Here is a 12,407-nt window from a genome sequence, read left to right on the forward strand (position 1 = left end):
AGAATCAGCTAAGGATGCTTGGGAAATATGTCATAGCTACATGCACCGATGGAATATTGAACAGGCGTTTAGATTCGCCAAAACTGAGCTAGCTATTGAATCTCCAAGGTTATGGTTTTTCGAGAATACCCTCAAATTATTAGCCATTGTCACGCTCATTTACGACTTCTTGATGAAACTCATCAGGAATTGGCCATCTATTATCAAGATAATCATCAATCAATTTGCTCATAGAACAGGAAATCGGTGCCAAAATGCTTTGACACCGATTTATCGATTGAGAACGGCCATCCAAAACATGCTATGGTGCTACTTCGCACAACAAAATTCGGGATGACTCATGTTATATCTGGGCTGTGTGCTTTAGGCACAAGGCAAAGAGGTGTGCTTGCCTAATGCCTACGGCTTATAGCCCTATATATTAATACCATTTTATTTTGCATTTATATTTATTTACAAATATTTCACACGAATAGTAATGTTGTTATTAGCCAGTTTAATCTGTTTCTTAAAATCATTAAAACTCGGTTTTTTTAATTGCTCTAAATAAAAATCAGAAAACCCAAATCCTTCTTTAGGTACTTTAATGACGTTCCTATCTAGCTCTGAATTTTCATTTTCATCATCTATCAGTGCTATTCCAAATTCTCCTTGCTCCAATTTTAATTGTACTGATAGGACACCGTTCACAGCATTTTTTTATCAAACTTAAAAGTTTTTAAAGGCTGCTCTTTATCGTAACTAGCTTCACTATTATAGATATTAAGAATCACCTGTCCTTTGGCATTTCGTAATTCTCTTATTGAAACTTGAACATTCTGAGCATGAGCGTAGACGCAATTTAGGCCAAGCAGTAGAAGGAGAATATTAAACTTTCTAATCATGATTGTAGAAATTTGAAAATGAAATGAATAAAACACTAGTTTTGAATATTACTCTTATTGAAGTCATCTTGCCTTTTTAAATTTTTTAATTGCCATGATAACAAAGGTAATATAGTTAAATCCCATCCAACTTGCAAGCGTTGTATCAAATCGATTTAACAAAGACCTATAGCTATCTATTCATGCGTTAGTTCTTTCAATGGAATATCTCTCTTTATAGAGTTCTTCGTCAATGATATGAGACCAATTATCGTCAGTAGTGTTTCTTTTGTTAGGAGCAATATTAGCGATAATTTGTTTTTGATGACATAATTGATGTAGATTCTCTGCGTCAAATCGCAGCGGCGAACCGTCAGGCTGTGAAAAAACTAATTTGATTCATTTCTATACTCGAACACCTATCTGAGGAATTTTCAACTATTAAAATCTAAAGGCTTAGATTTTAAGTTTTTTCACAGACTGCCGTCCTGCGTCTGCATAGTCCATCAACTGAAATAGTAGCGTCTTCTAAAATCTTAGTGGGTTCTCCAAATGTCTACTCAATGTTAAATAAATCATTGTGATTACCCGCAACTGGTGTCGACATAACCAATACAAGTCCTTGTTTATCAGTCAAGTAAAGAGCACTTGTTGTTTTACGCTTCTTTCGTCCCTAATAGCCAACTTCTTCGCCGCCACGGATACATGACGAATGACTTCCATCTAAATTCACCAATGAAAGGTCGAAAGAAGACTTGTATTTTTTCAAAAGTTCTATCCAACACTTTTTCCAAATACCTTCCTTACACCAACGGCGATAATGTCCGAAAACAGTTTTGTAGTTAAGAGCACGAGTGCTGAATAAGCTTTCTACAGGCAATAAATGCCATTGAATATGTCGGCTTCCCATTTTTAGTACAGTTTAAAAATATACACAATATGTATGATTTGATTATGATCTTACTCCTTCTTAAGCTTCGTTCTGATACGCTACACTTACTCTAAGAAGGAGATGTTATGTTTTTTCACCAAATAACAAAAGATTGTACTAACCCTATAACTCTTGATCAGGTAGTCTGTCTCTATCAAGAACGTCTTCCGATGGTAATCATCTATCATATTAAAGTAATGTAATGCACCCACACTGCTCAAAATTTAACTCATGAAACCTATCCTTCAAAATACATATCAAATTACTAACCTTTAAATCGTACTTCTCAGGTGAAGCCTTGCACTCCCCTATTCAGTAGTTGTGCTTGCACACTGGTTTTAGGTAGTTTTTGACTGCCAGAAACCCCATCTTGCTCCAAAAAAGGTTATGCTAAATATTGGTTGAAATTAGTGTACAAGACACAAACTTGAGTTGTGACACCTGATTGATGGTAGATTGAACACAGATTGCATAAAGATTTACTAAACATTGCCTATACATTCCACAAGGTTTAACGGTAGATTGAATACAGATTGTACAAGGTTTTACTAAACCTTACCTACACTTTGCATAGAGCTTAACTATACATGCGAGATAAAGTGAACATATTCACCTCTTCTTGATGCTTGGAGATAAATATTCGTTTAACTGTTAGCAGCTATTGAGAATATTGCATCACTATCCTACCAATATTTGAAGCAGATTGTCATGAGGCGCTAACAATCTTGGCACATTTCTAAGGGTTTTATATCCACATACCCCCACCCCCTATTCAACATTTGAATAAACGCGTGTAAACGCTGTTAACCAAGCGTTTACACGCGTTAACCGTCTCGTTAACGCGATAAAACTGAACGTTAACGGCGTTAACGTTCAGCATTTTTAAATTCAAGAGAGTACGTGTACATACTCGGGTCGTAAAATTTTAAAGAGTAGTGACAATTATATCATCAAACAGTTATAATATGGATAACATATCTTTTAATTTTATATTTTCATCCATGGTTAGTTAAAAGACTAATAATGGCAAAGAGAGCATTCTTGTAACTGATATACTTTTAACTTATAACGTCTATTTAAACCCACACAATCTTCAATGGAATTAATAAACACTACACTTGTTAGCCAAATTAAAGCTGTTATTAAAGAAGCACAAGAAAGAGCTATTCGAGCAGTTGATCACGAACGTACACTCATGTACTGGCATATCGGTAAGTATATTTTTGAAGAAGAACAGCAAGGAAAAGACCGTGCTGAGTATGGAAAGTATATCATAAAATATCTTTCTAAGCAATTAGAACCTGAATTTGGTTCAGGATTCGGTATTAGACAGCTAGAACGTTGTCGAAAATTTTACAGGTTTTTTCCAATTGCGTCCGCAGTGCGGACGCAATTGAACTGGACACAGTATAAATTATTATTAGCTGTAGAAGATACCGATAAAAGAGCTTTCTATATCGCAGAAAGTATCAAAAATCATTGGACTTCTCGACAACTCGAACGCCAAATTAATAGCCTTTTATACGAAAGACTTTTAATGAGTAATGACAAAGAAAGTGTACTGGCAGTTGCCAATGGTGAAAAACAGGTTTCAGAAGCGAAAGAAATTATCAAAGACCCTATGGTTTTGGAGTTTTTGGGACTCAAACGAGAAAGTAGCTATTACGAAAAAGATTTGGAACAATCCATCATTACACACTTACAGGAGTTTTTGCTGGAAATGGGTAACGGTTTCTCCTTTGTGGCTCGACAAAAACGTATCTTATTAGAAGATGATGAGTTTTTTGTGGATTTAGTATTTTATAATCGCCTGTTGCAATGTTTTGTCATTATCGAAATCAAAACCCATAAATTGACTCATCAAGACGTAGGACAATTACAAATGTATGTCAATTATTATGACCGAGTGGAACGTTTAGCCCACGAAAACCCAACAATTGGTATTTTGTTGTGTACTGATAAAAATGATACGGTCGTAAAATTCAGCTTGCCTGAAAATCAAAAACATATTGTTGCTAGTAAATATGAGTTGATATTACCAACCGAAACACAACTGAAACAAGCCATTGAAACGGAGTTAGAAAAATATCCTACACATGAATTTTGAAAAACTTATTAACTCAATTGAATCTACGCATGTTCAATTGGTCAGCAATATAAAACCGAATGGAAAATATATAAGTGTTATTCGTAAGATAGATCATTTCGAAAAGACATACAAGCCTACAAAATGCTAGAATTATCTCTTAAGTATTTTGTCTTGAGCGATTTTCTTAAGGAAAGTATCTCTGTATACGAGCCCAATAGGCAATTCTTTTGAATCAATTTTAAGAAAATCGTTGTCAAAGCTGTTTACATGATTTATGTTGACAATAAAAGACTTATTAATACGAACAAATTGACTTTCTGGTAATTGTGCTCCAATCGTTTTTATGTTCATGGCTACAGCTAGTTTTTCATTTAGTGTGTGTACTAAAACATAATCTTTTAGACCCTCTATATATTGAATATCATTAACCAAAACCCGATGTGTTCGTCGGTCAGCCTTTATGAGAATGTACTCTGTTGAATTTTGATTTGACAGTGAAGCTACAGACTTCTCTTGAAGTTTCCATTGTGCTTCAGCCTTGCTAACTGCTTGGAAAAATCGCTGAAACCTGATGGGTTTTGTCAAATAATCTATAGCAGCAACTTCATAACTTTCAACAGCATATTCTGAATAGGCCGTAGTAAAAATTATCATAGGAGGATTTTGAATAATTTTAGCTAACTCCAATCCAGTTAGATTAGGCAAATTAATATCTAAAAAATCAAATCAACTTCATTGTCTTTCAAAAACTTATAGGCATCCATTGCATTAGCAAATGTGCCAACTACTTCTAGAGAATCTATTTGCCTAATGTTCAGAGCCATGCCTTCAATAGCCAAAGGTTCGTCATCTACAATAATACATTTCATTTAATTGGCAATTTCTAAGGTTAAAAACACTGAAAACTTGTTAAGTGTGTTATCGATTCTCAACTGATATTTTTGGTGAAACAAGAGTTCCAATCTTTGTCTTACGTTTTTTAAGCCTACCCCCCCAACCTTACTTTTGTTCAATATACCTTCGGTTTGTTGTTCATTGATAATTTCAAACTCTAAAAGGCATCCTTCAGAAATGGGTATAAAATTGAAACTAATCAATACTTCCCCGTCTATTTTACCATGCTTTAAGGCATTTTCTATAAATGTCATAAAGATAAAAGGAGGCAGACGAAGAGTTTGGTAATCACCAGTTACTGATAAATGAAAATTAGCTTTGGTTCTTCTGATTTCCTCTAACATCAACCAAGTCTTTATAAATTCTATTTCTTTCGACATTAATATTGTATCTCCACTCCCTTCGTAAATCTGATACCTCAATAAATCGGCTAGCCCAAGTATAACTTCTCCAGCCTCTGCAGGGCGGGTTTGATTTAGTACGTACAGATTGTTGAGTGTATTGAATAAAAAATGGGGATTCAACTGACTTTTTAACATTTGCAACTGAGCAACATGAGCGTCCGATTCAGCACTTAAACGCTTTTTGGTTTCTATAATCCACATCTTGAAGGTCTTCAAGCCAATTGCAGCAATGTGAAAAATAGCATAATTAAGAAAACTACCAATTAAGTATAAAGTGTAAAATCTAGAATTTCCGTTCGAGCACTCAAAGTAAGAATAAATACAAGACTCTAATACCACTTCAAGCAACACCAAAACAATAAATCCAATAGTATATAGCGGTATTTGCCCCTTAATCAAAAGGAGATTTGACCAATAAAGTAGATGAAAAATTAGCGTAATTATCGTGAAAAGATGTACTGAAATTTCAACAAATAAAACAAAAGTAAATTGAGAATCGTCAAGATTACGATAACTCATAGAATCAAGAGAATAGAAAAGCCCCATTGAGAATATTACCATACAAAACAGTAAATATTGCCAGATTCTCAGTCGGGGATTGATTATCAGTTCGAATATATGATTAATAGATTTGTTCATTGACGAAATTTATAAAATCTATAAAACTCTTTAGAATACTTTATACCAAGTATTCTAAATATTATACAAAATGGGACAAATTAAAAGATTTACTTAAGTTGAGGTTTGGTATAATAATCTACCAACTTGGTATGAATATCCAGAAAATGCTATCAAAAAATAAGTGCTTTGCTAAATATAAGTAAGAACACTTAATTTAAGATAACATTCCATGAAGCATTTCATAATTCTAATTCTTTTCATATTAAAGATTAGCGCAGCACAGTCACAGTATATTCAAGGTACAGTGAAGGATGAAAAAGGAAATCCACAACCATTTGTTAGTATAGTCATCGCAAAAATACCTGACTCCACTTTTGTTACAAGTGTTATTTCTGAGGAATCAGGGCAATTTAAAACTCCCATTATTAAGTCAGGAAAGTATTTAATCAAATCGACATCAGTCGGTTTTTTACCTTATTACCAAAATATCGAAGTTTTTACACAAAATCTACATTTAGAAATCATCCTAAAAGCAAGTAATGAATTATTATCCGAGGTAACGGTGACGAGTAAAAAGCCTGTTATAGAAGCAAAAGGAGATAAACTAGTTTTTAATGTTGTGGCAGCAAGTAATACAGTAGGTTTAAATGGCTTAGAAGTACTTAGAAAATCTCCTGGTGTAACTATTGACCAGCAAAATAATCTTATGTTGAAAGGACGTTCGAAAGTTCAAGTGTATATCAATGGCAAACCATCAATGATTCAAGGCAATGAATTGGCTTCATTCCTGAAAAGTTTAAGAGCAAGCGATATCCAAGCTATTGAAATGTCAACTACTCCGGGGGCAAGTTATGATGCAGCTGGAGGCGGTGGTGTGATTAATATTCAATTGAAAAATAATCTTAAAACAGGCTTAAATGGTTCTATTTCTACTACTGCTATGCAAGGAGTAACTCCCAAAGGAGAAGGAAACTTTGCCCTCAACTATAGTAATTATAAATGGAATGTTTTGACCTCAATTAGTACGGATAATGGTATTTGGCATGGTACCGAAGACGTTGTGAATATGACCTCTGAAAAAAAGATTGTGCGTCTAAATTCTTTTGACAACGAGAACAGAAGAGGGCTAAGTATAAGATTTAGAAGTGATTATAAGATTTCAAAAAAATCTACTATTGGTTTTGAACTTTTAAAGAGTACAAATATTGAAAATAGGGAAGTAATTGGCAACACACAAATTTTTAACACAAGTACAGATACATCGCCACAAGTAAAATTGAACTCATTGAATAATACAAATAAGAACAATGATGTATTCAATTTGGGGCTAAATTATAGATTCGAAAACGAACAGAAACTAAAATGGGGTATTGACGCAGATTGGAATAGCAACATAATTCGATCTAGCTCTTTTCAACCCAATTTGTATGTAAACCCAGTTAGTGGATCTACAGTAGTGAGCAGAACTTATTCCATTATCGCACCTGTCAATATTGGTATTAAAATGATAAAATCTGATTTTGAAATTCCATTGAACACATCCGCAAAAATCAATATTGGCGCAAAATATTCGAATGTAGAAAGTAACAATAACTTCGATCTGTACAATATAAATAAAAGTGAACAATTACTCGATTCTAGCCAATCTAACTACTTCAAATACATAGAACGTATCGCTGCTGGTTATGTTAGTTTAGCAGGACAAAAAGGGAAATGGGAATATAGCCTAGGTTTACGTTTAGAAAGAACACACAGTACTAGCCAACTTACCACCTTAGGTCGAAATCAAAATAAATTAGTAGATACCAGTTATCTAAATGTTTTCCCTTCTCTTTCGTTGACCTACACACTAAATGATAATAATGCCTTCTCTTTATCATACCGTTATTCTATCGACCGTCCTGACTATAACGACTTAAATCCATTTGAGAGAAGGATAAACGATTACAATAGTTCGAAAGGAAATCCATTTTTGAGACCTCAGTTTACCAATACCACTGAATTAGGTTACACACTGTTTCAATCCATGAATTTTACCTTGAACTATTCACACACGAAGGATTTTGCAGCATACGTGACTGATCGAGGTATTAATGAATCAACTAAACAAGAAGTATTTTTTGATATTACTCGAAATTTAGATAGAATGCAGCAGTATGGAGCAAATTTAAGTTTCCCAATTACAATCTCAAAGTGGTGGCAAGGGTTTGTCAATATTTACTCAAACTACACAATCTTTAAAGCGAACTTTGATGCAGGTAAAGTTATTGACCGTAAAGTTTTTGGTGGGGGGCTTTGGGTTCAACAACAGATGGAGTTTGGTAAGGGTTGGAGCTTTGACCTTTCAGGCTGGTATGACTTAAACTCAACATGGGGAGTCGCCATTTCGAATCCTATGGGTGTTTTTGATGCAGGAGTTACCAAAAAAATACTTAAGGATAGAAGTTCCATAAAACTCATGTTTAATGATTTATTTAGAGGATCGTCATGGAATTCAACCTCTCAAATCGGGAATTTCACAACTTATAGCAAAGGTACGTGGGAGGGTCGTTACATTGCCATAAACTTTAATTACCGCTTTGGAATCCTAAAGTCAGACGTAAAAACAGTTGACACAGATACCAAAAACCAAAGAAGAAGATAGCCTTGAATATATGGTTTAATTCAAATCGTAATATTTACTCATTTTCATACGATATATTAAATTAGCAAACGCTCCATAATCTGATTGACTATGGGGCGTTTGCTAATTTATACCTTAGGTTTAGGATAAAAGTAATACTCGATACTGTATTTAAAAGACAAATAGCTTCATAAATGAAAATAGATAAAACAAGCTATTCTCCAGAATGGGATGATTACTCATCTTCGGACATATCTTTGATTAGCTCAAAAATTTAAGGGTATGTTATACCCTCATTGTAACTTGTTAACGGCGTAAACACCATAGTTAACTCGTGTAAATGATTGGTTAACAGTGTATACTCTAATTTATATAAGTACTGCTGTAAACATTTGAATAAAAAACGCTCAGGATTTATGCATTGAAATGTTTGAAAGCTATAACAATTTGCTGCTCTAAAAATTGTATCAAAGAACCTCCTTGATTCAAACTCCTTCATAATCTTGGCAATATCACTTTCTATCCCTAAAATCGGCGTTTTATCCCAGAAATTTTGTAGCCTTTACCTGTCAATCTAATTTCATTCTATAATCAAATATCAAGCAATTAAACACTCGGCGGAGATACGCAATAGCAATGAAAAAATCATCTTTTCTACCCGTAATTTTATCAGCATTGTGTTTCAGTTTACTATTTACTAATTGTAAAGGCCCAGCAGGGGACGTTGGTCCAGCTGGAGTGGCAGGACCTGTAGGGCCAGCTGGACCCTCAGGCCCTGCTGGACAAACTGGCAATGCCAACGTGATTCAAATCTCATACACAGCCAAAACTTGGGCGACAGCGAAAGGCTCAGCTCAACAATTTGTTTTCCCTTCTAACGTCACGACGGCAATAATGAATAATAGTGCTTTATTAGTCTATATGACCGATGGTACACCAAATAACACAACCTCTTATGGTTGGTATGCTATACCTGGTATTGTTCCATCAAATGGAGTAGAACATGAATTCTATACACAAACTACATTTGCTGGAAACACCGCAGGAATAAATATTTATAGAAAAGTAGCTTCGACTTCAACACTATCAGCTTCAACTCGTATAGTGATTATTCCTGCAAACGACATACGTAGTGGGCGTAAAGCAGCAGTAGATTTCTCTGATTATAATGCTGTAAAAGCGTATTACAACCTAGAGGATTAATAAGTTAGTAGGTAAAAAAAATTAAGATTGTGCTTTAGGCTTTCAGGTAACGGCTTTCGGCGGTGGGCTTTGGGAAAAAGTATACCTGTGGTTATTAAAAATATTTTAACACTCTTTGCCTTGTGCCCGTTGCCTAATGCCTAAACAAATATTCTGCACGAATACTTAAAATTTATTGAAAGCAGTCTGCCGAAAATGCTGATTTAGAGTAGGCGATAAACACTTAATTAGTTACAGATAGGTAAAAAAAAATTAAGATTGTGCTTTAGGCTTTCAGGTAACGGCTTTCGGCGGTGGGCTTTGGGAAAAAGTATACCTGTGGTTACTAAAAATATTTTAACACTCTTTGCCTTGTGCCCGTTGCCTAGTGCCTAAACAAATATTCTGCACGAATACTTAAAATTTATTGAAAGCAGTCTGCCGAAAATGCTGATTTAGAGTAGGCGATAAACACTTAATTAGTTACAGAAATGAAAAGATTATTCTTTACCCTCGCAATAATTCTGTTTATTGGACATTTTGCAGATGCCCAAAATCACAATACCCTGTGGTGTGACAAAGACATGAAACTAAAAAAACCACATCACTTCATGTTGCAAAAAACTACTGAACCAGGTAAACTTAATGCCAAAATGAAATGGGGAGCGCCAAATGGTAGTGCTACTTTTTCGGCTGCCAATTTAGAAATTACCAACGGCACTTGTGAATCTTGTAAGCCCCTTGGCGCTATTGGTTCGGGCAATTACGAGCAAAATTGGGTTATTAAGGTAACTGATCCCTCAAAACCTGTAACATTTGCGTGGAAAACTGCAGGTACAATTAATGTATGCGGTACTGGAAAACTTGTTGTCCCTAAACCATTCTAATCAAATATGACTTATATTTACGATTAGAGGATCAAAACACCTTTTCTCTTCATAAATAACGAATAGAAAAGGTGTTTTTTAGTACTACTATCCACTGAAAATGCCCGACATACTTATCAAAATAGCACTTTTACTTTTAGCTTCTTATACTGTATTTGGGCAACCTCTCTCCCTACCTGAAAGTGAAGTCAAAAAGCTGAAACAAAATTTAGAAGTAGGCTCCGAAGACACCAACAGCGTCATCAGCTTGTGGCGCTTGGCAAGATATCATACCATGACAGCGCCTCACCAAGCTGTAATATATGCGACGGAGTCAATCAAACTTGCCCGAAAACTCGATTACACTTATGGAGAATTGGTTTCTTTACAGGCATTGAGCTTTGTCTCAACCATCACAGGCGACTGGCAAAACGGTATGCAGTCGGCTTATGACGGTTTACAGATAAGTCAAGCAAAATACCCCAAGCTGGAAATCGTTTTTTATAACTTAATCGCCCTTGTTTACGAAAAACAACAAGATAGCAAACACCGATTAGAATGGTTGTTAAAAGCCAAAAACGATCCCGAAATAGAATCACTGCCCAACAACGGGAAATGGCTAATTTACCATAATCTTGGTGAGGTTTACGAAAATCTAAACGAATTTGACTTGGCTATCTATTATGCAAAAATAGTAGATACTAATTGCCGAAGATTGAACATTCCCATAGAGGTATCCTATGCCAATGCCATCATGGGAAGGGTAGAAAAAAAGCGTAAAAACTTTACACAGGCATTAAACTACCTAAGAACTGCGATTAGCTTCTCCAACAAATTTGGCAATCCTTTTTTAGAATCTGAGCAGTCGGTTGATTTGGCAGGAGTTTTTCAGGCAATGAACCAGCCAGACTCAGCTATTTTTTATGCAGAAAAAGCCTTAGCAGGCGGCCGACAATTCAAAAACTTAGTGCTTACCATAAGCGCCGCCAAAATTTTAGCTAAAATCTACGAGCAACAAGATCCAGCCAAAGCAATCAATTATCTAAACATAGTAAATGCTGCTAACGATAGCCTTTATACTTCTTCTAGAATTTTTCAAACACAAAATATTGTCAATACCATCAAACAACGTGAACGAGAATTAGTAGAAGCTAAAAAGGAATACGACAATTCTATCCGACAAAATACGCTCATTGGATTTCTTATTTTTTTGGATTACTAACCCTTATTTTGATTCGCAATAACCGCCAAAAACAAAAAAACAATGCGATTTTAAAAGATAAAAACCGAGAAATAAGACTTCAAAAAGAGGAAATAGAGAAAACCATGGATCAGAAACAGATGCTCCTTTCTGAACTGCAACATCGTGTAAAAAATAATTTGCAGTATGTGATCAGCATCTTAGAAATCCAGAAAGAATCGGCGAGCCATAGCAACATTGACGACTTGATAAGAAGCAACCAGAATCGGATTCACTCGATTGCTTTACTCCATAAAAAATTGAATGTTTCAGAAAGTGTCAATGAGGTGGACTTGAAGCGGTACATAACCGACCTATCCGAACTCGTAAAGGATTCTTATGACATCAAAGAGAAAAATATTAGCCTGTTTATCACTTGTGAAATTGAGATTTTGTCTATCACAAAAGCACTACCACTGGGTTTGATTATCGTCGAGTTGGTTAGCAATAGCATGAAACACGCCTTCAAAAATCAAACAAAAGGCATTATCAATATCGAAATCACACAAGAGAAAAACTCAAAAAAGAATTGCCTTCACTATATCGACAATGGCGTTGGCTTTGATTTTAAGAATGTACAAACCAATGGGCTTGGCGTAGAAATCATGAAAGGACTGATTGACCAGCTCAATGGCACCGTAGAAACGCACCTCAAAAAAGGATTTGAACTGAAAATGTGTTTTTAACACCTCTA

General features: G+C 35.1%; 11 protein-coding genes and 1 pseudogene. 7 read left to right on the forward strand and 5 right to left on the reverse strand.

Going from position 1 to position 12,407, the window contains the following annotated elements:
- Positions 1-337, forward strand: a pseudogene (locus tag BWI92_RS27500) (hypothetical protein); the annotation flags it as partial.
- 116 nt (positions 338-453) lie between these two features.
- On the opposite strand, the gene BWI92_RS24795 reads toward BWI92_RS27500, so the two are convergent.
- Together BWI92_RS24795 and BWI92_RS24805 are read right to left on the reverse strand one after the other, a co-directional pair.
- On the reverse strand, positions 454-690 hold the full coding sequence (locus BWI92_RS24795) for a DUF2141 domain-containing protein (RefSeq protein WP_095167979.1): 237 nt from the start codon (positions 688-690) through the stop codon (positions 454-456).
- An 846-nt stretch (positions 691-1,536) separates the two neighbouring features.
- Positions 1,537-1,773, reverse strand: a complete 237-nt coding sequence (locus tag BWI92_RS24805) for a hypothetical protein (RefSeq protein ID WP_095167983.1) — start codon at positions 1,771-1,773, stop codon at positions 1,537-1,539.
- Between the two features lie 1,117 nt (positions 1,774-2,890).
- On the opposite strand from BWI92_RS24805, the gene BWI92_RS24810 reads away from it, so the two are divergent.
- Entirely contained in the window at positions 2,891-3,901 is a 1,011-nt protein-coding gene (locus BWI92_RS24810; RefSeq protein WP_095167986.1) for a YhcG family protein, read from the forward strand.
- Positions 3,902-4,033: 132 nt separating this feature from the next.
- On the opposite strand, the gene BWI92_RS24815 is transcribed toward BWI92_RS24810, so the two are convergent.
- The 3 genes from BWI92_RS24815 to BWI92_RS24820 are packed head-to-tail and all read right to left on the reverse strand — an operon-like array spanning position 4,034 to position 5,820.
- Positions 4,034-4,570, reverse strand: coding sequence for a LytTR family DNA-binding domain-containing protein (locus tag BWI92_RS24815; RefSeq protein ID WP_217903480.1), 537 nt, complete (start codon positions 4,568-4,570; stop codon positions 4,034-4,036).
- A gap of 26 nt (positions 4,571-4,596) precedes the next feature.
- Positions 4,597-4,752 carry a hypothetical protein gene (locus BWI92_RS27855; RefSeq protein WP_217903481.1) on the reverse strand — a complete coding sequence of 52 codons (156 nt, stop codon included), beginning with the start codon at positions 4,750-4,752 and terminating at the stop codon, positions 4,597-4,599.
- Positions 4,753-5,820 (reverse strand): sensor histidine kinase, encoded by a 1,068-nt coding sequence (locus BWI92_RS24820; RefSeq protein ID WP_095167988.1) that lies wholly within the window; start codon positions 5,818-5,820, stop codon positions 4,753-4,755.
- A gap of 211 nt (positions 5,821-6,031) precedes the next feature.
- On the opposite strand from BWI92_RS24820, the gene BWI92_RS24825 reads away from it, so the two are divergent.
- From BWI92_RS24825 to BWI92_RS24845, 5 genes are all read left to right on the forward strand, one after another.
- Entirely contained in the window at positions 6,032-8,446 is a 2,415-nt protein-coding gene (locus tag BWI92_RS24825; RefSeq protein WP_095167991.1) for an outer membrane beta-barrel family protein, read from the forward strand.
- Positions 8,447-9,061: 615 nt separating this feature from the next.
- Positions 9,062-9,628, forward strand: a complete 567-nt coding sequence (locus BWI92_RS24830) for a collagen-like protein (RefSeq protein WP_095167993.1) — start codon at positions 9,062-9,064, stop codon at positions 9,626-9,628.
- 470 nt (positions 9,629-10,098) lie between these two features.
- Positions 10,099-10,494 (forward strand): hypothetical protein, encoded by a 396-nt coding sequence (locus BWI92_RS24835; RefSeq protein WP_141234922.1) that lies wholly within the window; start codon positions 10,099-10,101, stop codon positions 10,492-10,494.
- Positions 10,495-10,594: 100 nt separating this feature from the next.
- Positions 10,595-11,695 carry a lipopolysaccharide assembly protein LapB gene (locus tag BWI92_RS24840; RefSeq protein ID WP_095167998.1) on the forward strand — a complete coding sequence of 367 codons (1,101 nt, stop codon included), beginning with the start codon at positions 10,595-10,597 and terminating at the stop codon, positions 11,693-11,695.
- 104 nt (positions 11,696-11,799) lie between these two features.
- Complete coding sequence (locus tag BWI92_RS24845; protein WP_141234923.1) at positions 11,800-12,399, forward strand: sensor histidine kinase; 600 nt, start codon at positions 11,800-11,802, stop codon at positions 12,397-12,399.
- Positions 12,400-12,407: the final 8 nt, after the last annotated feature.

The organism is Flectobacillus sp. BAB-3569 (genome assembly GCF_002270355.1).
Taxonomy (GTDB): Bacteria; Bacteroidota; Bacteroidia; order Cytophagales; family Spirosomataceae; genus Flectobacillus; species Flectobacillus roseus.

Bases quoted from the DNA above. Each gene is read 5' to 3' on its own strand.
- BWI92_RS24805 (WP_095167983.1), bottom strand. From the start codon at position 1,773: ATGGGAAGCCGACATATTCAATGGCATTTATTGCCTGTAGAAAGCTTA.
- BWI92_RS24810 (WP_095167986.1), top strand. From the start codon at position 2,891: ATGGAATTAATAAACACTACACTTGTTAGCCAAATTAAAGCTGTTATT.
- BWI92_RS27855 (WP_217903481.1), bottom strand. From the start codon at position 4,752: ATGAAATGTATTATTGTAGATGACGAACCTTTGGCTATTGAAGGCATG.
- BWI92_RS24820 (WP_095167988.1), bottom strand. From the start codon at position 5,820: ATGAACAAATCTATTAATCATATATTCGAACTGATAATCAATCCCCGA.
- BWI92_RS24825 (WP_095167991.1), top strand. From the start codon at position 6,032: ATGAAGCATTTCATAATTCTAATTCTTTTCATATTAAAGATTAGCGCA.
- BWI92_RS24830 (WP_095167993.1), top strand. From the start codon at position 9,062: ATGAAAAAATCATCTTTTCTACCCGTAATTTTATCAGCATTGTGTTTC.
- BWI92_RS24835 (WP_141234922.1), top strand. From the start codon at position 10,099: ATGAAAAGATTATTCTTTACCCTCGCAATAATTCTGTTTATTGGACAT.
- BWI92_RS24840 (WP_095167998.1), top strand. From the start codon at position 10,595: ATGCCCGACATACTTATCAAAATAGCACTTTTACTTTTAGCTTCTTAT.
- BWI92_RS24845 (WP_141234923.1), top strand. From the start codon at position 11,800: ATGGATCAGAAACAGATGCTCCTTTCTGAACTGCAACATCGTGTAAAA.